Consider the following 20,718-nt stretch of genomic DNA (forward strand, 5'->3'; position numbering starts at 1 on the left):
AGCAAAAAAACAGGGGATGGGTGCTGTCATATGGGATTATTTAACGACAGTAGACCATAAAAAGATTGCCATTCTCTATTTAATTGCAGGTGGATTGTTTTTTGTAATAGGCGGAATAGAAGCTCTATTTATTCGCCTTCAATTAGCGATTCCTAACAACGCTTTTCTTGTTGGGGATGCTTATAATCAAGTATTAACGATGCACGGTACAACAATGATTTTCCTCGCAGCTATGCCACTCGTGTTTGCATTTATGAACGCCGCTGTACCACTTCAAATTGGTGCACGTGATGTAGCGTTCCCGTTTTTGAATTCACTCGGATTTTGGTTATTTTTCTTTGGTGGAGTATTTTTAAATTTAAGTTGGTTTTTAGGTGGAGCACCTGATGCAGGATGGACATCTTATGCATCTTTAGCTTTAGCCTCTAAAGGTCATGGTGTTGATTTCTATGTACTCGGCTTGCAAATCTCAGGTATTGGTACACTAATTGGAGGAATTAACTTCCTTGTAACCATTATTAATATGCGCGCTCCAGGAATGACGTATATGCGTATGCCGATGTTTACATGGACAACATTTGTAACATCTTCGCTTATATTATTCGCTTTTCCGCCGTTAACTGTAGGATTAGGACTTTTAATGTTAGATCGTTTATTTGGAACAAGTTTCTTTAATCCGGCATTGGGCGGGAATACAATTATATGGGAGCATTTATTCTGGATTTTCGGTCATCCAGAAGTATACATTCTTATACTCCCAGCTTTCGGAATATTCTCAGAAATCTTCGCAACATTTTCGAAAAAACGATTGTTTGGTTATTCATCGATGGTGTTTGCGACTGTATTAATTGGATTTTTAGGATTTATGGTATGGGCGCACCATATGTTTACTGTTGGACTTGGTCCAGTTGCTAATGCTATTTTCTCAGTTGCAACAATGGCGATTGCGGTTCCGACTGGTATCAAAATATTCAACTGGCTCTTTACAATGTGGGGCGGAAGTATTCGTTTTACGACACCAATGATGTGGGCAGTAGCTTTCATTCCATCATTCGTAATGGGTGGAGTTACAGGGGTTATGCTAGCATCTGCACCAGCTGATTATCAATTTCATGATAACTATTTCGTAGTAGCACATTTTCATTATGTAATCGTTGGCGGTGTTGTATTTGGTTTACTTGCAGGAGCTCATTATTATTGGCCACTGATGTTTAATAAAGTATTAAATGAAACATTAGGAAAGATAACGTTTTGGCTATTCTTTATCGGCTTCCATTTAACTTTCTTTATTCAGCATTTCCTTGGCTTGATTGGTATGCCACGCCGTTACTACACATATCTTGAAGGGCAAGGGTTGGAAATGGGGAATATGATTAGTTCCATCGGAGCGGTGTTTATGGCTCTTGGAACGATTGTTCTTCTATTCAATGTAATTAAAACGACAGTATCAAAAGAAAAAGCTGGTCGTGATCCGTGGGATGCACGTACATTAGAATGGACAATGCCAGCACCGACACCAGAATATAACTTTAAACAATTACCATTTGTTCGCGGATTAGATCCGTTTTGGATTGAAAAACGTGAAGGTAATAAAGAAATGACAGCAGCGGAACCAGTTGGTGATATTCATATGCCAAATCCTTCGTTTTCACCATTTGTCATTTCTTTCGGATTGTTTATAGCGGCATTTGGTGCGATGTATATGCAGGGCGGAAAAGATAAGTTCTGGTTATTAGTAGCAATTATTGGTTTAATCATTACATTTGGCACAATGTTCCTACGTTCAGTAATTGATGATCATGGGTATCATATTCATAAAGAAGATTTAGAGGATAAGGGGGGCAAGGCATAATGCATGTAGATGAAAAATTAACGAATGAAACATTTCCAGCAGAGCCTGAAAAAGCAACCCTTGAAGGGAAAAATAAGTTTGTCGGTTTTTGGTTATTTCTTGGAGGCGAAACAGTGTTGTTCGCTTCCTTATTCGGAACATATTTAGCGTTAAAGAATTCTACAAATGGTGGACCAACATCTCAAGAGATGTTCCAAATGCCACTCGTTTTCATTATGACGATGCTTTTATTAACGAGTAGCTTAACGAGTGTATATGCGATGTATCACATGAAAAACTTTAACTTTAAGAAAATGCAGCTTTGGTTACTAGTAACAGTATTGCTAGGTTTAGGGTTTTTAGGATTTGAGATATATGAGTTTTATCATTATACACATGAATTTAAGCATACTATGAGAAGTAGTGCCTTTGGCTCTGCGTTTTATGCTCTTGTTGGTACACATGGACTCCACGTATTGTTTGGGTTATGTTGGATTTTAACATTAATCTTTAGAAATGCGAAGAGAGGTCTAAATTTATACAATGCACCGAAGTTTTATGTTGCATCGATTTATTGGCACTTTATTGACGTAGTTTGGGTGTTTATTTTCACTGTAGTATATTTAATGGGAATGGTGGGATAAACAATGGCGATAAAGCAAACGAATAATCCTAAAGTTGATCTTGTTTATCGGAAGAGAAAAAGTGCGGAGGAAATGAGGCATCAAGTTATTACGTTTGCATTAATGATTTTTTTAACATTAGTTGCATTTGTAGCAGTGGCGTATCCAAAAACTTTTAGTCCGATTTTCTCTGTACCGTTTATTTTACTATTAGCAGTGGTACAAGTAATTTTTCAATTGTATTATTTTATGCATATGAGTCATAAAGGACATGAAGCAGCAAGTTTCTTTCTTTACTCTGGTCTGCTAATAGGGTTAATTACAATTTTAGCTTTTATGACAATCGTGTGGATTTGAAAAGTGAAAAATAAGGGAGCTTGTGTTGTCACAGCTCCCTCTTCATATTATGAGATAACCTTACGAAGGCAGGTGTGAAAATGAGTAACTTGTGGATATTTGGTTTTCAGGCTTTATGGAGTCCAATCTTTTTATTATTTATGCTTTCGATTCTTATTGGGTACTTCTTAATTATTGGACCATATAGAATGCGATTTGAAAATGCGACGAAGGTAAGTAAGAAGCAAATTTTTTATTTTACGACTGGTATTGTTCTTTTGTATTTTGTAAAGGGAGGGCCTATTGATTTAATTGGCCATATTATATTTAGTGCTCATATGTTTGAAATGGCAGTCATGTATATTGCAGTTCCACCGTTACTGTTGCTTGGTATACCAATTTGGTTATATCGTTACATTACTTCTTTTAAGTTCGTTCAAATTATATTAAAGGCATTTGCTAAACCACTTATTGCGTTGTTTGTATTTAACGGCCTGTTTTCTTTTTATCATTTACCAGTTGTTTTTGATACAGTAAAACAAAGTCAAATAGCTCATCCTATTTGTCTCGCTATATTGTTTTTTACAGCAATCATGATGTGGTGGCCGATGTTAAATCCATTACCAGAATATCAAACGTTAAGTGATATAAAGAAACTTGGTTATATGTTTGCTAACGGCATATTATTAACGCCTGCATGTGCGTTAATCATTTTTGCGACAGCCCCGTTATTTGCAACGTATACGGATCCGGCTGCTTGGATGAAGGCGATGGAACTATGTGTACCAGCGGGCACTTTATCAGATTTAAATATAACGGGACCAGAATTTTTGCACTGGATGCCAGTCGTACAAGATCAGCAAACTGGTGGTATCATAATGAAAATTGTCCAGGAAATAGTGTACGGTACAATTATAGGTTATGTATTCTTTAGATGGGCACGTAGAGAACGTGAAAAGGATAAGGAGCAGTTGCAACAATTGCCGCCGTATTTACAGATTAAGTAAAAAAGTGTATGGGATTCCATGCGCTTTTTCTTTTTTAGTTACCTTAAAAAGATTGAATTTTCTAACTTTTTATGTTAAGTTAGTGTAGGCGTGTACTAAAAGTGGAGATAAAATTTACTACTAGCTTTCATGCGTAATAATTCCATATGTAGTGCAAGTTTTTTAGAGAGTTACAAATATATATTGTTATCTTTAATAAACACGAACTATTTTAAGGGGGAGTTTAAATGGGTAGTAGTGGAAGTATGGTAAAGCCGATTAGTGGTTTTTTGACAGCACTAATTCAATATCCAGTACCAGTAGTAGAATCGCGTACAGACATTGATAAACAAATTCAACAAATCATAAAAACAATTCATTCGACCAAATCAGGTTACCCTGGTTTAGAATTGATAGTATTTCCTGAATATAGTACACAAGGGCTCAATACAAAAAAATGGACTACAGAAGAATTTTTATGCACAGTGCCTGGGCCAGAAACAGACTTATTTGCTGAGGCATGTAAAGAATCTAAAGTATATGGTGTTTTTTCAATAATGGAGAAAAATCCTGATGGTGGAGAGCCGTATAATACAGCAGTTATTATTGATCCACAAGGTGAAATGATTTTGAAGTATCGAAAGCTAAATCCTTGGGTGCCAGTCGAGCCTTGGAAAGCTGGAGATTTAGGCTTACCTGTTTGTGATGGACCTGGAGGAAGTAAATTAGCTGTTTGTATTTGTCATGATGGCATGTTCCCTGAAGTAGCTCGTGAAGCGGCCTATAAAGGTGCAAATGTCTTAATTCGTATTTCTGGATATAGTACACAAGTTAGTGAACAATGGATGCTAACGAATCGTTCAAATGCATGGCAAAATTTAATGTATACATTGTCGGTAAACTTAGCGGGTTATGATGGTGTATTTTATTACTTTGGTGAAGGACAAGTATGTAATTTTGATGGGACTACTTTAGTACAGGGTCATCGAAATCCTTGGGAGATTGTTACTGCTGAAGTATATCCAGAACTAGCAGATCAGGCTAGATTAGGATGGGGATTGGAAAATAATATATATAATCTAGGTTCAAGAGGATATGTAGCAACTCCTGGTGGGGTGAAAGAAAATCCATATACGTTTGTAAAAGATTTAGCTGAAGGTAAATATAAGGTCCCTTGGGAAGATGAGATTAAAGTAAAAGATGGATCTATTTATGGATATCCAGTAAAAAAAACGATTCATTCTTAGGGAAGGGAAATGAAACAAGCGCATCATATTGATGCGCTTGTTTTTGTTAATCAATAATTTGAAATTCTTTTAACTCTTTTTCGACATTTTGTAGGAGTTGTTCGCTTTTTTGAAGTACATTCGTTGGGAAAGTCTCATCATCACCATATTCAACGCCGTGAGGATAATAATGTTTTCCTAATAAGGGGGGGAGTAGTTTTACTTCAGCGTGTCTACTGCCAATGTCACCTTCAACAGCAACTCCTTGCACTCGTAAATAATAAACATCCTTTAATATTTCAAATTTATAATCGTATGTAACTCGTTCATAATCCCACTGTCCGGCAAGTACGAAGTGGTTGTTTTCCATGATTTCAGTTAAAAGAGTTAATTCAACGACGGCTCCATTAAATTTCGTATTTGTAAATTGCATATAATACCTCCTTTTTTAATGTTACACCATTATTTTTATAATAGTATGAATAATAAGAAAGTGCAATTCATATTGAGAGAAAAGGGATAATCCAGACTTTTTTCACAAAAATATGATATAGTGAAAAGAGTACGGTACACACAAAAAGAAAGAAAAGGATTTGTGTATATCTCAATTTTATGTTTTGTTCAGGAGGTATATCGTTTGAAGAAATTATTGCGTATCGTAATGATTACATTTTTAATTTTAGCTGTTGATTTATACGGGAAATTACTCGTTTCACAATATATATTAACCCCATCTCAATCAAAGCAAGAAAATAAAATTGTGAAAAAGAAAAAGCAAATTAAGGAAGACTCCTCAGACACTGTTTTAAATATGATTGGTGAAGACTCTGAAAACCTATTAGCGAAGTGGGGAGAACCCTCTCGAATAGAGCCATCTGCATACGGATATGAATGGTGGGTATACAACCAGGATTTAACTCAGTATGTTCAATTTGGAGTTTCTGAACGTAAAGTTGTAACGGCATACGCAGCTGGTGAACAAGTTAAGGTTCCACCTTATTATATAAATGAAAAATATGAAGAAGTATATAAAAAAAGTCCGCTTTCGCATGAAATTTCATTAAAAAGAGGGAAAAATAGTTATCAATTTGAGCTATCTGATACCGAAGTCATGGAACAACCGTTAATACCTGTAGAAGATGGATGGGCGCAATTGTATTTTGATCAATTTACACATGAGCTTGTTGGTGTTCGTTATATGGATGATGAAACTTTATTACGCCAAAGACCGTATCAGCTCGTTTATTCAGGTGAATTAATAGCAGAACAACCATTGACTCCAGAAAAAATAAAACAAGTAGAAAATGGGAATATGCAACAAATTTTTGATTTAACAAATATCATTCGAAGTCGTCATAAATTACCATTATTAACATGGGATCAGGAAACAGCAGATGTTGCTGTTGGTCACAGTAAAGATATGAAAGACAATAATTATTTTTCTCATGACTCACCTACATTAGGTACACTAGGAGATCGTTTGCAGCGCGGGAAAGTAGGATTTCAACTTGCTGGTGAGAACATAGCGGCGCAACATAGTGATGGAATTGCGGCAGTGCAAGGTTGGTTAAATAGTGAGGGGCATAGAAAGAATTTATTAAATGAACAATTTACAGGATTAGGTGTTGGTGTATACGATAAATTTTATACACAAAACTTTATTCGAAAATAAAGCGAAACTGTAAGCGGTGGGGTGTTACATCACCTAATTAGTTACTTCGTATTCACTGAATTGTAGGTGGGAATCTGACCGTATGCAAATAGCAGAAAAAAAGGTGCATGAATCGTCTAAAAATAGGCGAACCATGCGCCTTTTTTTTCTTACTATATAGTAGATATACATGGAGAGGTGAGGATTATGCCAACAACAAAAGGACCGTTACATCCATCGGTTCAACAGTTTAAAGAATTTGTAAACCATCACCCTAAAATGGTTCATGAGGTTAGAAGTGGTCATAAAACATGGCAACAATTTTATGAAGAATGGTACTTACTTGGTGAAGAAGATCCAATATGGGCAACTTATAGACCGGATGGAGCGCCTGCTTTTTCTTCGGTAAAAGAAAATAAAAAAGAAAAAGATAATCGAACTGAAGAGGAAAAAACTGCTGATGTGATGGGGCAAATGCTTTCTTTTTTTAAAAAGTTGGACGTGGAACAAATGCAGAACCATTTAGCCAATGTGACGAGTGCAATTGGGAGCGTGCAACAAGTTATTCAGCAATTTCAAGGTAACCGTACGCAGCAAGAGCAAAGTACTTCAGAAAATAACCCGTTTTTCTTTCAAAAGGATTAGGGGGAAAGATGATGAGAGCAGAAATTATGGAGTTTATAAAAGCTGATGAGGATTTATCTCGTTATATTAGAGAGCAACCGTACTGGTATAGAAAATTAACACGAAATCCTGAAGAAAAAGAGGCTTTTGAGTTAGCGGCGATGCAACATTTCAAAAAAACGATACCAGATAAAGTGGAAAAGTTTCAAAATCAATTGGCCGTTGCTTCGATCATGATTGATATGTTTCAGTATATGAAGCAACAAAACGCAACCTAATTGGAAGTGAAAAATATGTCCGTCATGCAGAACTTTTGTTACAATAGAAGTTGATTATTTAAAAAGGAGTTGCAGCATGACGGAAATTTGTTTAGTACGACATGGACAAACTGATTGGAATTTTCAAGAAATTATTCAGGGGCGAGAAGATATTCCGCTTAATGAAGTTGGTAAGAAGCAAGCGAGTCAAAGTGCAGCTGCTTTACAAGAAGAAACGTGGGATATCATTATAAGTAGCCCGTTAATTAGAGCGCAAGAAACGGCTAATGAAATCGCAACGGCAGTTGGATTACAATCGATTTTATTAGATGAGCGATTTGTTGAACGGAATTTTGGAGAAGCTTCAGGGAAGCCGGTTGCGGCTGTTAGAGAGTTGATTGCTGAGGGTAAAGTAGAAGGTATGGAGCGAGATGAAGAGATTGTAGCTCGTTGCTTTGCTGCTTTAGAAGATGTTGCGACAACTCATTTTGGCAAACGTATTATTATTGTTGCTCACTCACACGCGATAAAAGCGATTTTACATGCCATTGAACCAGATGAAATTACATTTAAGACACCATTAAAAAATGCGTGTATTAGTTATGTGAAACAAAATAGTGGAAAATGGGATGTTCTTAAATATAATATAGCGGAACATATTAATGTATAAGTGTGTACGGATATAGTGTAAAAATAGTTACGTTATATCTTTCTTTTGAGTAAGTCACTTCAATTAGTAGTTCTAATCTAAATGTGGTATGATGGATACTCGGAGGTGTCTCTCATGATTGTAGCGACGCTAGAAAGCGTATTAATATTAGATAAGGCAGAGCAGCTTGCAAAAGCGATTATCTGTTCAGATATAGCAGAAGATTATCGTAAGTATTATAGAGAATTACATGAAGATATGGAACTTCAGACGCTAATTCAGCAATTTACAGCGATGAAAGAACGGTATGAGGAAGTACAGCGTTTTGGAAAATACCATCCTGACTATACTACCGTGTCGATGAAAATGAGAGAATTAAAGCGTTCTGTGGACTTACATGATAAGGTTGCAGCTTTTAAAAGAGCAGAAACTGCTTTGCAGAAGTTATTAGACGAAGTTAGTGTAGCAATCGGTTCGGAAGTGTCTTCTTCCATTAAAGTGCCAACAGGAAATCCATTCTTTGATGCTGGTGGCTGTGGTGGAGGTTGTGGTACTGGCGGAGGTTGTGGTTGTAAAAAAACGGGGTGATGTACCCCGTTTTTTAGAAGTTGGAAGAAAACGTATACAGAGTTTGTCCTGTAATGTTATAAATTTCTGATTGGTTTTCATAGAATATAAAATATATGTTTTTAAAAGGAGAAGATGGAGAAGATTATGTTCGGGCAACGACAAAGTATGATTGTTTATTTACATTCATTGAAACATGCCAAGATTTTAAGGAAATATGGTAACATACATTACATATCAAAACGATTAAAATATGCTGTAGTATATTGTGATATGGAACAAATTGAGCATATGATGCATAAGTTGAACAAACTTCCTTTTGTGAAAAAGATAGAACAGTCGTATCGCCCGTATTTAAAAACGGAATTTGAAAATTCCCGTCCTGATCGAGCAAAAGAATACGATTATAGCTAATAGAAAAAATCCCCTGCTAAATTTAGCGGGGGATTTTTCACTTGAAATAACGTGTTATTTCATCGGAGGAATGAAATTGTTCATTCGTAAAATACCAATTAAATGATTAAAAAATAGTTCTTTTTCTGGGAAAGTTGTAGATGGTTTTACAGTAAAGGTAGCCACTTTTTTTCCGAGTTGTTCTGCCGTTTCTTCAAATAAAATGACACGTTTACTTTTTTTATTTTCAAATACAGGAATGCCTTCACGACATATGTATAATGGTTGGAAATCACCAGTAGTAGTTGGTTTTAATATTACAACAAGCGAACACACTTTTTTATCGTTTTTTATCGTTTCAAATTGTAACATATGTGCTATACGTTCTTGATTTGTTTTGGCAATTTCAAGTAATTCATATAAATCAGAGTAGCCTTCTCCAAGTTCTATAAAGCGTTGAATCATATCTTTTCCTCCTCTTTCTTTTACTGTACCATTTCACTTTTTAAATGAAAAGCACACAAAGAAAAAAAACCCTGCATAGCAGGGCCCTTCTTATACTAGCATGTACTAGTAAGAAGGCAAAGGGAGAGGAGAAACCGGAGGAAGAACTTATGGGGAAACGTAAGTCTTCTCCGCGGTTGGCAACAACATCGAAGGTGATGTTGTTATAATTATTTATGTCCAATCTAAATGAAGATATACATAATGAAATTAAATTTTATGTTGGGCTTTTTATTTTTCTTTTTTTTATTTTGTGATAGGATAAAAAAGATAAAGTGGAACTAATATACATATTGGGTTCATATTAGTGAATGATGAGATGAATACATAAAAATAACGAGAGGTTATTTGAGGCCGAGTTTTTCTATAGTTAGGTGAATGTGGTTTGTTAACGGTTACCGAAGTGGGAATGGCTTTCTATAATCGCTCGATAGATTGAAATAAAGGTAGTGACAACAGATGAGAGTAGTTTCAGGAAAATGTAAAGGACACCCACTTAAAGCGGTTCCTGGTAATACAACACGTCCAACGACAGATAAAGTAAAAGAATCTATTTTTAATATGATAGGTCCTTATTTTGATGGTGGTATCGCCCTTGATTTATTTGGTGGTAGTGGTGGTCTTGGAATTGAGGCTTTGAGCAGAGGGATCGATAAAGCAATTTTTGTTGATCGGGATAGTAAAGCGATAAAAGTAATTCATCAAAATTTAGAAAGTTGTAGAGTACAGGAACAAGCTGAAGTATATCGAAATGATGCTGAACGTGCAGTAAAGGCGTTAATAAAACGTGAAATGTCATTCGATCTTATATTAATAGATCCTCCATATAAAGAGCAAAAAATTGTATCTTTAATTAGTGTAATGGATCAACATGGATTGCTACATAGTGATGGATTAATTATGGCAGAGCATGGTAATGATGTAGTTTTACCTAATTCAATAGGAAGGCTTGTAAAAGTACGAGCTGAGAATTATGGGATTACTGCAATATCGATTTATAAGTATGAAGGTGAGGGGACAGAATGACAAGTATAGCTATTTCTTCAGGAAGTTTTGATCCAATTACCCTTGGGCATCTGGATATTATTAAAAGGGGAGCAAAAGTATTTGATGAGGTGTACGTAGTCGTTTTAAACAATTCATCAAAAAAACCATTCTTTTCAGTTGAAGAGCGATTAGAACTAATTCGAGAAGCGACAAAGGATATCCCGAATGTAAAGGTAGATTCGCATAGTGGGCTATTAGTAGAGTATGCAAAAATGCGTAATGCAAATGCAATATTACGTGGTTTACGAGCAGTTTCTGATTTTGAATATGAGATGCAAATTACTTCTATGAATCGAAAATTAGATGAAAATATTGAAACATTTTTTATTATGACAAACAACCAATATTCATTTTTAAGCTCGAGTATTGTAAAAGAAGTTGCGAGGTATGGAGGAAGTGTAGTGGATCTTGTACCTCCTATTGTAGAGCGTGCTTTAAAAGAAAAGTTTCAAACCCCGTTAAAGTGAACGGGGTTTTTCTTTATACGTGCGCAAAAATAATAAAATAACATATAAGTATAGACAAAATAATGTAAAAATTGGTCCATAATGTATAAAAGATGTCCAAATTTCATGTAGTATAGAAGGATGCTCGGATAAAAATACAGGAATATCTTTTGGCATAGGTGAGAAAGAACTCACTTTCTCATAAAATGGTGTCCAAAATACAAATGTAAAAATAGGGGCAAGAATACTTTGAATAATTCGTGCGAAAAAATAGGGTTTAAATCGGATATCTGTTTCAGCTAATATGCTAGCAACTTGTGCCTGAATAGAAAGACCGCTAAATGCTAAAATGAAGCTTGTTACCATAGCTTGTTGTAAGAGCGGTGTTTCATTTATTTGACTAATCATTTGGCTTCCGAGTGTCATTTCGAAAATACCTGATAATATAGGTATACTAAAATCTGTACTTAGTTGGAAGAATGATAAAATATGTTGCATAATAAAAGAAAGAGCTGCTGTAATGTGGAATACAGTAATCATTTTATTTAACACAGAGAATAAAATAATAAATCCGCCAATCATAAGTAATGTTTGAATAGAAGAAACAATGGCATCCCCAAGTAATTTACCAATTGGTCTTTTTTCTTGTAAGCGTGTCTCGTGAAGAATTAAAAAAGGGTTTTGAAAGCGACGTTTTTTTGTAGTGTGTGTATTATTTTTGTAAGCGGTATTATCGCCGTAAAAACGCATAATTAATCCGACAGCAAAGTTACTGAAATAATGGGCAGCGGCTAATATAATTCCTAATTTCGGATTATTAAAAAAACCGATAGACACAGCACCGAAAATAAAAAGTGGATTAGAAGAATTTGTGAAAGAAACGAGGCGCTCTGCTTCAATCTGAGTTAAAAGATTGCTTTTTCGTAGTCTAGCGCTTAATTTGGCGCCTGCAGGGAAACCAGAAGCCATTCCCATCGCCCAAACAAATCCGCCTATCCCTGGAACGCGAAAAAGTGGGCGCATGAGTGGTTCTAATATAACGCCAATAAATTTTACAACACCGATACTAATTAGAAGTTCCGCAATGATGAAAAACGGTAGTAGTGAAGGGAATACAACTTCCCACCATATATTTAACCCGCGAATAGAAGCTTGCAAAGCGGCTTGGGGGTGGAGTACAAGAGAAAAGGTTAAAAATAGCGTTGATATGGTAAGGAAAGCGGTTTTCCATTTTTCATACATGTAAGTAAATCCCCCTTTGTCCCAAAAAACGTTCATTTCAGTATACGTGGATACGTAGTGAATTTAGACCATAAGTATGAAAAAGGAATGAAAAAAATTAAAGGGTGAGAAAAATGAAAGAACCAAAGATTGGTTTAGCACTTGGGTCTGGAGGAGCCAAAGGGTTTGCTCATATTGGTGTAATAAAGGTTTTAAGGGAAGCTGGTATCCCTATTCACATGATTGCAGGAAGTAGTATGGGGGCGCTAATAGGTACGTTTTATGCGGCAAGTAGTAACGTTGAAAGATTGTATAAATTGGCATCTGTTTTTAAGCGGAAGTATTATTTAGATTTCACGGTACCGAAAATGGGATTTATTGCTGGAAAACGTGTCAAAGATATGATTAAAATGTTTACATATAATAAAAATTTAGAAGAGTTAGATATCCCGACGGCTGTTGTGGCTACTGACATATTGAAGGGGGAAAAAGTGGTTTTTACAAGTGGGCCAGTTGCAGATGCGGTGAGGGCTAGCATATCTGTTCCTGGAGTGTTTGTACCAGAAAAAATAGATGGAAGATTATTAGTGGATGGTGGAGTCATTGATCGCATCCCAGTATCGGTTGTGAAAGAGTTAGGGGCCGATATTGTTATCGCTGTTGATGTATCTCCAATTAAGGTGAATGGCGATGTTACGTCCATTTATGACGTAATCATGCAAAGTATTGAAATTATGCAGCATGAGCTTGTAATGAATCGGCAAATTGCATCGGATTTAATGATGCGACCAGCTGTAGAGCAATTTAGTTCACGTGCTTTTACAAACATTGAAGACATTATTCGAGTTGGAGAAGTAGAAGCAGAAAAACATGTTTCAAATATTTATTTATTAATTGAGCAGTGGAAGGAGAAACATAATGTTTAAGCGTTTTCGGTTTATATATGCAATCTTAATAGGGGTTATATTGGCGATGTTACTTGTTTACGTACGTTTACCGTATTATATAACAAAACCAGGAATGGCTGCCAAATTAGAGCCTTATGTTCAAGTTGAGGGTGGAACGAAAGAATCTGGTGATTTTATGCTTGTTACGGTTTCAATGGGACCAGCAAATGTGGTGAATTTAATAGCGGCACAGTTTAATAAATATACACATATTTCGAAAGCGGAAGAAATATTGCAAAAAGGTGAGAGTGATGAAGAATATCAATTTCGCCAAAATTATGCGATGAAAGATTCGCAAAATGCAGCAATTTATAATGCATATAAACGTGCAAATCGCTCAGTATCTTTTGAAAATAAAGGTGTATTAGTTGCTGGTGTGGCAAAAGGAATGCCGTCAGAAGGAAAGCTTAAGCTTGGTGATGTTATTATAGCTGTTGACGGAAAAACATTTGAAAAGACGGAGCAATTTATTGAATATATGACAGGGAAAAAAGAAAACGATGCTGTAAGTATTGAGTACATGAGAAATGGAAAACAATTGAAAGAGAATTTAAATGTAAAGACGATTCCTAATGGGAATGGGCGTGTCGGCATAGGTGTTTCTATCGTTACGGAAAGAGAATTAGTGGTCGATCCGAAAGTGAAAATTAATTCTCATGAAATTGGTGGACCATCCGCAGGTTTAATGTTCACATTAGAAATATATAATCAACTTGTGGAAGAAGACTTAACGAAAGGACATGAAATAGCTGGAACAGGTACAATTAATGAAAAAGGAGAAGTGGGCCCAATTGGTGGTATAAATCAAAAAGTGGTGGCTGCTAGCGATGCCGGGGCTGAAGTGTTCTTTGCGCCAAATGAAAAAGGTGCGGAGAAATCGAACTATAAAGATGCACTTGAGACTGCAAAGGATATTAAAACAAAAATGAAAATTGTACCAGTAGATACGCTGGATGATGCGTTAACATATTTAGAAAAGATGGATAAGGAAAAAACCTCTCTGAAATAGAGAGGTTTTTTTATAGGAATTTTGTAGTTGTTTCATCATAGCGAACAGGATGGTGTGTTATATCCTGTTTTAATAGTTGTGTGCGTAACGGTTCGTGCATGATGGAGAAATATACAGAGTTTGCTTTTTTCTCTATATCTAAAGCGGCATGGTCGAATGTTTTTGTATGAGTAAGGATTGGAAGTTCGATTTTTTTCTTGTTTTTTGAAAGGTAAGTTTGTCCTTTTTGTGACATACCTAGCAGGCGAATATATGGTGCGTGTTGTTCTATATTTGCGCTACGTATTTCCTCTTTTGTTGTGTTTGTTAAAATGTGTGTACAAGCTCTTTGTAATCTAGTCCATGTATAACGTTTTGTTTTTAATGCTTCCATGAATGAATAGAAGGAGGAACTGTTTTGTATTTTTGATAAAATACGATGCTCTAAACCTTCTTCTATTTCATATATATGTCGTAAGTCCCCTGGAGACATCGTCATGAGTCTATATTTAAAAAATGAAAAGTATTGTTCCCAATTATGTAATATCCCGTAGTTTTGTTTGTAATTTGCTAAAAGCGAAGTGGTTGCCTGTGGGAGAAAAGGTTCAATTGTTGTAAATGATCCTTCTTCGCTAAAGAGTTGTTTTCGGATGCTTGTCGCGCTTGCAATATGTTGGTCATTAAATGTTTCATCATGATAATGAGAGGCAAATCTTTTTATAGTTTGAGCTTGTATAGAGCTATTTTGTGACAGAATTGCTTTCATATATTGGAAGCCTAAAATATTATTTGGTTGTGACATATCTATGTTTTTTTCAGATGTTAAAATGTGTGAGAAAGCATCCGATGTTGCTTTTGCATAACTATTACCAGCGTCCATGAATTGTTTTACAAGGCAGTTAAAAGTCTCATCTTCGTTTTTTTGTACGGAGATGGTATTATAAAAATTTTCGATTTGTCCATCCTCACTACCGAAACAAATTTCAGAAACACGTAGGGCATTTAAAATGGAAATAGCACCATTTGCGAAGGTTTCAGCCTTTTGTGTTGCAAAGACGTATGGAAGCTCTACAACAAGGTCTACGCCGTTTGCTAAGGCCATTTTAGTGCGATACCATTTGGAAATGAGTGCGGGCTCACCACGCTGTAAAAAAGGACCACTCATAACGGCAATTATTATATCGGATTGTGTTAACTTTTTTGTCTGTTGCACATGATAAAGATGACCGTTATGAAAAGGGTTATATTCAACAACAATACCACCAGCTTTTATGGTAATCTCTCCTTTCGATGTAGCATCTTTTTGAAAAACGTGATACTCTATATATTATTTACTATGATGACTTCATTATAGTGTAAAGAAAAAACATTGACAAATATAAAATGGCTAGCTATAATTTTGTTTGTTGCCTTGAGGTGATATGATATGAAATGGTCCATCCATCAATTGAATAAATTGAGAAATAAAGGATTGACATTGGATGAGATGGTAGATGTAAGTGAGCTAAAAGAGGTCGAGAAAGATATTCGTGAAATTAATCCTGTTCATGTAACGGGAAGAGTTGATTTTGGCTCCGGTAAGTTTACGTTTCATCTACATATAACTGGAAGCATGGTTTTACCATGTTCTCGCTCTTTAGTAGATGTGACATTACCATTTGACATTAAAACAACTGAGGTGTTCCAAACTTCACAAGAAGAATTTGAAACTGAAGCTGAAATTCATTCTTTAGAAGGAGAAGTACTTGACTTACTGCCCGTAATCAAGGAAAATATACTTTTGGAGATTCCAATGCAAATTTTCAGTGATGATGTTTCTGGTGGAGCACCGACGCAAGGTCAAGACTGGCAAGTGATTTCGGAAGAAGACAAAGAAAAGACTGTTGATCCAAGATTGGCAGGACTTGCAAAGTTTTTTGACAAATAATCGGAAGACTGGTTCAGGCCTTCATATGAAAATAACTATTTCTTTTAAGGAGGTGGGAAGAATGGCTGTACCTTTTAGAAGAACTTCTAAAACAGTAAAAAGAAAGCGTCGTACGCATTTCAAATTATCAGTACCTGGTATGGTAGAGTGCCCAAGCTGTGGTGAAGCGAAATTAGCTCACCGTGTATGTAAAGCATGCGGTACTTACAAAGGTAAAGAAGTAATCAGCAAGTAATTGCGGGAAAATAAACGCAGAAGATATCTTCTGCGTTTATTTTTTTTGTCTTAATCTTTAGTTGTTGTATTCTATCTTTTCTAGTAACTGCATATGCTTAATAAAAAATGCATAGGGAGGACTAGAGAGATGGCGACAACAAGACAAGATGCTTGGACTGATGATGAAGATTTGCTTCTGGCAGAAGTAGTACTCCGGCATATTCGAGAAGGTGGAACACAACTTTCTGCCTTTAAGGAAGTGGGGAAAAATTTATCTCGTACACCAGCAGCATGTGGGTTTAGATGGAATTCTTACGTAAGAAAGCAATATAAAGAACGTATTGAGGAAGCAAAGCAACTTCGTAAAGTAGAAAATTATGAAGTGAAAGAGACAAAGGTGTTAGAACCTACGTCAATTACGTTGAATGATGTTATTGATTTCTTGCAAAATTATAAAGATGAAAACTCTTTAACGGTGTTGCAACAACAAGTTGAATCATTACAAACAGAAAGAGAGCGTCTTCTGGATCGATTATCAGTATATGAAGAAGAGTATAGAACACTACTTGATTATATCGATCAAAAAAGAAGTGTAATGGTAGCGGAAAGAAACAATGCTCGCTCGAATGAGAAGTTAGAGAAGCTTAAGAAATAAAAAAACAGCTGTTATACAGCTGTTTTTTTATTTCTTAAGCCGATTCTTCGTTTGTAACCGCATTCAAATTTGCTTCTGGATGCCAAATATAAAAATCTCCATCAGTTACTGATACGGGGTTGAAATTTAATTTATCCCAAAAACCAGCTGAATGAATACGTGCTATCGTTTTAATAGGAAATTGCATTTGTTTCGCATGATTTACAAGCATTTGCCCGAATCCTTGTTTTTGAAAAGTTGGTAATACTTCAAGTTTATAAAGTTCTAGGTAGGGACCTGTAATTTCGAATGGTTCTCCGCCGTTTCTTTTCATATATAGACTCATACGTGCGATTAGTGATCCGCCATAATAAATACCGTAAAATGGAGATTCACTGTCGTTTTCAATAATGTTTGCTTGTAATTCTTCCAGCATAGATAGTTCCTGGGCTCCGCACCCTTTAAATTTTTTGAATTCATCTAACGTTTTATAATTGATGAGCAAGCGCTCAACTTTTGGGAATCCCATTACATCACATCCTTTTCTTGTCTCGTTGAATGCAGAAAAGTAAAAATATTTATAATAATAGTATAACTCATTTTTTTATTTTTATGAAGAAGATAGTATATTTCTTTTTTTATTTTTTTGAGGATTTGCTAAACTAAGAGTAGAAGCGTATTAATAGGTGGTACATACATAGTGAAAAATGAGAGTATATTTGTTGGGCAGAGGACAGCGGAATTATAGGGCGTGCTCAGGTGCTTTAAAAAGATATAAAGGGGGGAAGGCAAGGGCACTTAGTGTGAATTCCTTGTGTGAAAATGAAAATTGGAATTGTCGGACCAGGTGCTATTGGTCTATTGTATACATTTTATTTACAAAAAAATAACCAAGATGTTACGTTGTTTACAAGAACAGCTAAGCAAGCTGAAGAATTAAATGAAACAGGTGTAACTTGTATTAGAGATGGAAGATGTGAAACAGTATATCCATCTGTTTTACCGATAGAAAGTATGGTAGCGCAAAATTTAGATTATATATTTATTGCTGTGAAGCAATATCATATAGATGACGTACTACCGTTTGTGGAAGGGGCATCATCATTAATCTTTTTGCAAAACGGAATGTCGCATCTTCAAAAGATGCTGAACATAGGGAGTAAAAATATAGCTGTTGGTATTGTAGAACATGGTGCGAAAAAAGAGGGAGGGCATATCGTTTATCATACTGGGATAGGGGTAACAAAATTTGGAGTGGTTTGTGGTCAATCTATACATTTTAAAAAAATATTCAATTATTTTCCTGTTGCTTATTTTCCAGTTCAAATAGAAACGGATTGGGAAGAGATTATGCATAAAAAATTAGTAGTAAATGTATGTATCAATCCGTTGACAGCACTATTGGGAGTTAAGAATGGTGAATTAATCACGAATCGTTTTTTTTATCAAATGATGGAGCAAGTGTTTCAGGAGGCAGCATTTCTTATTAGAGGAGAAAAAGAAATGGTATGGCAAATGGTACGAAATGTGTGTGAAGGAACGTCTCGTAATACATCTTCTATGCTAGCGGATGTAAGAGCGAGTAGACAGACGGAAATTAATGCGATTGTTGGATATGTATTAGAAGAAGCTAAGAAACAGCAACGACCAGTTTCGACACTTCAATTTTTGTTCGATGCAATAAAAGGTTTAGAAACAAGAGTATAAGTGTTATTCTTTGCTTTTACGTGAAACATTGACTACAATGTGGATTGGTGAGAGAACTGGATACGAAAGGAAGAATTATATGGAGATAAAAGAAATCTCTGTTCCGCAACAAGGTATTGTAGCGGACTATATGAACGGTAAAAAAGAGATACAGTCATGTTTTGATTATATGTTAACAGAAGATGCTTTTAAACAACGTTTACATGATTTGCGTGAAAGGGAGTTTTTCCGCCAAGATTTAGTAGCGCATTTATTAGAATATAATACAAAATTACAAGCGGGAGAATCTACACTTCAAAATGTAAAAGCGCTTGGAGATGAAAATACATATGTTGTTATAGCTGGACAACAAGCGGGGTTATTAACTGGACCGCTTTATACAATTCATAAAGTTATTTCAATTTTACAGCTTGCAAAGGAAAAGGAAGAAAGTTTAGGAGTTAAAGTTGTCCCTGTCTTCTGGATTGCGGGTGAAGACCATGATATGGATGAGATTAATCATACTTTTGTAGCGAAAAATAAAAAGATGAAAAAAACTATTTTTTATGACCGTAATCCGAAAAAGGCAAGTGCTTCTGAGTCTGAACTTTCTGTTGAAGATTGTAGAAATTGGATTGAAGAGATTTTTAAAACATACCCAGAAACAAATTTTACAAAAGATGTATTAAAATTTGTTGATGATGCTTTGAAAAAATCGAATACGTATGTAGATTTCTTTGCTCATCTTATTACGAAAATCTTTGTTAATTCTGGTTTAATCCTTGTTGATTCACATCATCCTGAATTAAGAAAGTTAGAAATTCCATTTTTCAAGCGAATTATAAGTAAGTATAAAGAGGTACAAGAGGGCCTTCGTAATCAGCAGGAAGTAATTAAAGAACTAGGATACAAACCGATTATTGAAACGAAGTCTCATGCAGTGCATATATTCATGGAAATAGATAATGAACGAGTATTGCTTGAAGAGCATCAAGGTAAGTTTGTTGGAAAGGATGGGGCGCATTCCTTTTCATACGAAGAGTTGATTGAAGAGATGGAGAGAAATCCGGCACGTTTTAGTAATAATGTTGTAACACGTCCTCTTATGCAAGAGTATGTATTTCCTACGCTCGCATTTATTGGAGGTCCAGGGGAATTAGCTTATTGGAGTGAATTACAACAAGTATTCCATACTGTCGGTTTTCAAATGCCACCTGTCGTTCCTCGTCTTACAATTACTTATGTGGAGAGAGATATAGCGACAGATTTATTCGATCTGCAATTGAGAGAAATTGATCCGTTTTTAAATGATGTCGATAAACTGCGTGAAAACTGGTTGTCTAATCAAATAGAGGAACCGATTGATGATCATTTTGAAAAGGCGAAAAAAGAAATTGCCGATATTCATACATCTTTACAGCAATTTGTAAAGAAAATAGAGCCAGGGTTAGGTGCGTTTGCAGGGAAAAACGAATTGAAAATTAATGAACAAATTGAACTGTTGGAAAGAATGTTGAAAAGAAATGTTGAGAAAAAGTATGAGGTTCAGCTAAATAAATTCCGCCGTATACAATTCGCACTTCGTCCATTAGGTGCGCCGCAAGAACGTGTGTGGAATGTATGTTATTATTTAAATCAGTTTGGTTTGGATTTCGTTGATCGTGTAATGGAAAACCCTTTTTCTTGGGACGGAAAACATCATGTTATAAAACTATAAAATCTTGCTCTTTGGAGCAGGATTTTATTTTTATTCCGTTGAATTTACTGTGAAGTGATTTTTTTCTGAATTATCAATCAAAAAATGTTAGATATGGCAATTGTGTTGGATACTTAAATATATGACAAAATAGCACAAAATGTAAACGTATTATTCGCTTTTTCGACAGTTTTTTATTTAAATTCCCGCAAAAGATGATAAAATTTAGTATATAATAAAAGAAAATAGCGATTTGTATAGTA

General features: G+C 35.4%; 25 protein-coding genes. 20 read left to right on the forward strand and 5 right to left on the reverse strand.

Annotation, left to right across the window (positions count from 1 at the left end):
- Positions 1–16: 16 nt before the first annotated feature.
- The 5 genes from ctaD (at position 17) to ES895_RS04285 (ending at position 5,023) form a co-directional block, all read left to right on the forward strand.
- The gene (gene ctaD, locus ES895_RS04265) at positions 17–1,852 is read left to right on the forward strand and encodes a cytochrome c oxidase subunit I (protein WP_153578907.1); all 1,836 of its coding nucleotides are present in this window, start codon (positions 17–19) and stop codon (positions 1,850–1,852) included.
- Complete coding sequence (gene ctaE / locus ES895_RS04270; RefSeq protein WP_000557861.1) at positions 1,852–2,475, forward strand: cytochrome c oxidase subunit III; 624 nt, start codon at positions 1,852–1,854, stop codon at positions 2,473–2,475. Before ctaD ends, ctaE begins: the two co-directional genes overlap by 1 nt.
- Positions 2,476–2,478: 3 nt before the next feature.
- Positions 2,479–2,811, forward strand: coding sequence for a cytochrome c oxidase subunit IVB (gene ctaF / locus ES895_RS04275; protein WP_000985706.1), 333 nt, complete (start codon positions 2,479–2,481; stop codon positions 2,809–2,811).
- An 80-nt stretch (positions 2,812–2,891) separates the two neighbouring features.
- On the forward strand, positions 2,892–3,797 hold the full coding sequence (ctaG, locus tag ES895_RS04280) for a cytochrome c oxidase assembly factor CtaG (RefSeq protein WP_000069022.1): 906 nt from the start codon (positions 2,892–2,894) through the stop codon (positions 3,795–3,797).
- Positions 3,798–4,024: 227 nt separating this feature from the next.
- Positions 4,025–5,023, forward strand: a complete 999-nt coding sequence (locus tag ES895_RS04285; RefSeq protein WP_000535813.1) for a formamidase — start codon at positions 4,025–4,027, stop codon at positions 5,021–5,023.
- A gap of 46 nt (positions 5,024–5,069) precedes the next feature.
- Here the strand turns inward: ES895_RS04285 and ES895_RS04290 are convergent, their stop codons facing one another.
- Positions 5,070–5,435 carry a YugN family protein gene (locus ES895_RS04290; protein ID WP_001160947.1) on the reverse strand — a complete coding sequence of 122 codons (366 nt, stop codon included), beginning with the start codon at positions 5,433–5,435 and terminating at the stop codon, positions 5,070–5,072.
- Between the two features lie 204 nt (positions 5,436–5,639).
- Here ES895_RS04290 and ES895_RS04295 point away from each other — a divergent pair, with 204 nt between their 5' ends.
- The 6 genes from ES895_RS04295 to ES895_RS04320 all read left to right on the forward strand — a co-directional run bounded on the left by ES895_RS04295 (position 5,640) and on the right by ES895_RS04320 (position 9,164).
- Positions 5,640–6,674, forward strand: coding sequence for a CAP domain-containing protein (locus tag ES895_RS04295; protein WP_000735378.1), 1,035 nt, complete (start codon positions 5,640–5,642; stop codon positions 6,672–6,674).
- A gap of 186 nt (positions 6,675–6,860) precedes the next feature.
- Positions 6,861–7,298 (forward strand): YlbD family protein, encoded by a 438-nt coding sequence (locus ES895_RS04300; protein WP_001143346.1) that lies wholly within the window; start codon positions 6,861–6,863, stop codon positions 7,296–7,298.
- 11 nt (positions 7,299–7,309) lie between these two features.
- Entirely contained in the window at positions 7,310–7,555 is a 246-nt protein-coding gene (locus tag ES895_RS04305) for a YlbE-like family protein (RefSeq protein ID WP_001200990.1), read from the forward strand.
- Positions 7,556–7,631: 76 nt separating this feature from the next.
- Complete coding sequence (locus tag ES895_RS04310) at positions 7,632–8,204, forward strand: histidine phosphatase family protein (RefSeq protein ID WP_000134947.1); 573 nt, start codon at positions 7,632–7,634, stop codon at positions 8,202–8,204.
- Positions 8,205–8,318: 114 nt separating this feature from the next.
- Positions 8,319–8,771, forward strand: coding sequence for a YlbF/YmcA family competence regulator (locus ES895_RS04315; protein WP_000634366.1), 453 nt, complete (start codon positions 8,319–8,321; stop codon positions 8,769–8,771).
- A gap of 126 nt (positions 8,772–8,897) precedes the next feature.
- Positions 8,898–9,164 carry a YlbG family protein gene (locus tag ES895_RS04320; RefSeq protein WP_002082261.1) on the forward strand — a complete coding sequence of 89 codons (267 nt, stop codon included), beginning with the start codon at positions 8,898–8,900 and terminating at the stop codon, positions 9,162–9,164.
- 54 nt (positions 9,165–9,218) lie between these two features.
- Here ES895_RS04320 and ES895_RS04325 read toward each other — a convergent pair whose 3' ends face one another.
- Positions 9,219–9,608: a DUF7147 family protein gene (locus ES895_RS04325; protein ID WP_000616017.1), complete on the reverse strand. Its 390-nt coding sequence runs from the start codon at positions 9,606–9,608 to the stop codon at positions 9,219–9,221.
- Positions 9,609–10,106: 498 nt separating this feature from the next.
- Here ES895_RS04325 and rsmD point away from each other — a divergent pair, with 498 nt between their 5' ends.
- Together rsmD and coaD are read left to right on the forward strand one after the other, a co-directional pair.
- Complete coding sequence (gene rsmD, locus ES895_RS04330; protein ID WP_001266979.1) at positions 10,107–10,673, forward strand: 16S rRNA (guanine(966)-N(2))-methyltransferase RsmD; 567 nt, start codon at positions 10,107–10,109, stop codon at positions 10,671–10,673.
- The gene (coaD, locus tag ES895_RS04335) at positions 10,670–11,161 is read left to right on the forward strand and encodes a pantetheine-phosphate adenylyltransferase (protein ID WP_000200601.1); all 492 of its coding nucleotides are present in this window, start codon (positions 10,670–10,672) and stop codon (positions 11,159–11,161) included. The genes rsmD and coaD overlap by 4 nt, the downstream gene beginning before the upstream one ends.
- On the opposite strand, the gene ylbJ is transcribed toward coaD, so the two are convergent.
- Positions 11,153–12,382 carry a sporulation integral membrane protein YlbJ gene (ylbJ, locus tag ES895_RS04340; RefSeq protein WP_000273083.1) on the reverse strand — a complete coding sequence of 410 codons (1,230 nt, stop codon included), beginning with the start codon at positions 12,380–12,382 and terminating at the stop codon, positions 11,153–11,155. The genes coaD and ylbJ overlap by 9 nt on opposite strands.
- Before the next feature lie 113 nt (positions 12,383–12,495).
- On the opposite strand from ylbJ, the gene ES895_RS04345 reads away from it, so the two are divergent.
- Both ES895_RS04345 and ES895_RS04350 read left to right on the forward strand, forming a co-directional pair.
- Positions 12,496–13,287 carry a patatin-like phospholipase family protein gene (locus tag ES895_RS04345; protein ID WP_000662590.1) on the forward strand — a complete coding sequence of 264 codons (792 nt, stop codon included), beginning with the start codon at positions 12,496–12,498 and terminating at the stop codon, positions 13,285–13,287.
- The gene (locus ES895_RS04350; RefSeq protein ID WP_000476280.1) at positions 13,280–14,317 is read left to right on the forward strand and encodes a SepM family pheromone-processing serine protease; all 1,038 of its coding nucleotides are present in this window, start codon (positions 13,280–13,282) and stop codon (positions 14,315–14,317) included. The genes ES895_RS04345 and ES895_RS04350 overlap by 8 nt, the downstream gene beginning before the upstream one ends.
- A 10-nt stretch (positions 14,318–14,327) precedes the next feature.
- Here ES895_RS04350 and ES895_RS04355 read toward each other — a convergent pair whose 3' ends face one another.
- Positions 14,328–15,509 carry a nucleotidyltransferase gene (locus ES895_RS04355; protein WP_002062184.1) on the reverse strand — a complete coding sequence of 394 codons (1,182 nt, stop codon included), beginning with the start codon at positions 15,507–15,509 and terminating at the stop codon, positions 14,328–14,330.
- Positions 15,510–15,722: 213 nt separating this feature from the next.
- On the opposite strand from ES895_RS04355, the gene ES895_RS04360 reads away from it, so the two are divergent.
- The 3 genes from ES895_RS04360 (at position 15,723) to ES895_RS04370 (ending at position 17,094) form a co-directional block, all read left to right on the forward strand.
- On the forward strand, positions 15,723–16,223 hold the full coding sequence (locus ES895_RS04360) for a YceD family protein (protein ID WP_000872149.1): 501 nt from the start codon (positions 15,723–15,725) through the stop codon (positions 16,221–16,223).
- A 61-nt stretch (positions 16,224–16,284) separates the two neighbouring features.
- Positions 16,285–16,458 carry a 50S ribosomal protein L32 gene (rpmF, locus tag ES895_RS04365; protein WP_001984764.1) on the forward strand — a complete coding sequence of 58 codons (174 nt, stop codon included), beginning with the start codon at positions 16,285–16,287 and terminating at the stop codon, positions 16,456–16,458.
- A 129-nt stretch (positions 16,459–16,587) separates the two neighbouring features.
- A complete protein-coding gene (locus tag ES895_RS04370; protein WP_097999118.1) occupies positions 16,588–17,094 on the forward strand; it encodes an RsfA family transcriptional regulator in 507 nt (168 codons plus the stop codon).
- A 34-nt stretch (positions 17,095–17,128) separates the two neighbouring features.
- On the opposite strand, the gene ES895_RS04375 is transcribed toward ES895_RS04370, so the two are convergent.
- Entirely contained in the window at positions 17,129–17,602 is a 474-nt protein-coding gene (locus tag ES895_RS04375) for an N-acetyltransferase (RefSeq protein ID WP_000506692.1), read from the reverse strand.
- A gap of 293 nt (positions 17,603–17,895) precedes the next feature.
- Here ES895_RS04375 and panE point away from each other — a divergent pair, with 293 nt between their 5' ends.
- A complete protein-coding gene (gene panE / locus ES895_RS04380; RefSeq protein ID WP_135238182.1) occupies positions 17,896–18,780 on the forward strand; it encodes a 2-dehydropantoate 2-reductase in 885 nt (294 codons plus the stop codon).
- A 79-nt stretch (positions 18,781–18,859) separates the two neighbouring features.
- Complete coding sequence (gene bshC / locus ES895_RS04385; protein ID WP_087875686.1) at positions 18,860–20,476, forward strand: bacillithiol biosynthesis cysteine-adding enzyme BshC; 1,617 nt, start codon at positions 18,860–18,862, stop codon at positions 20,474–20,476.
- Positions 20,477–20,718: the final 242 nt, after the last annotated feature.

Origin of the sequence: Bacillus sp. 007/AIA-02/001 (assembly GCF_004634455.1) — a bacterium.
In the GTDB taxonomy this organism is placed as follows: domain Bacteria; phylum Bacillota; class Bacilli; order Bacillales; family Bacillaceae_G; genus Bacillus_A; species Bacillus_A cereus.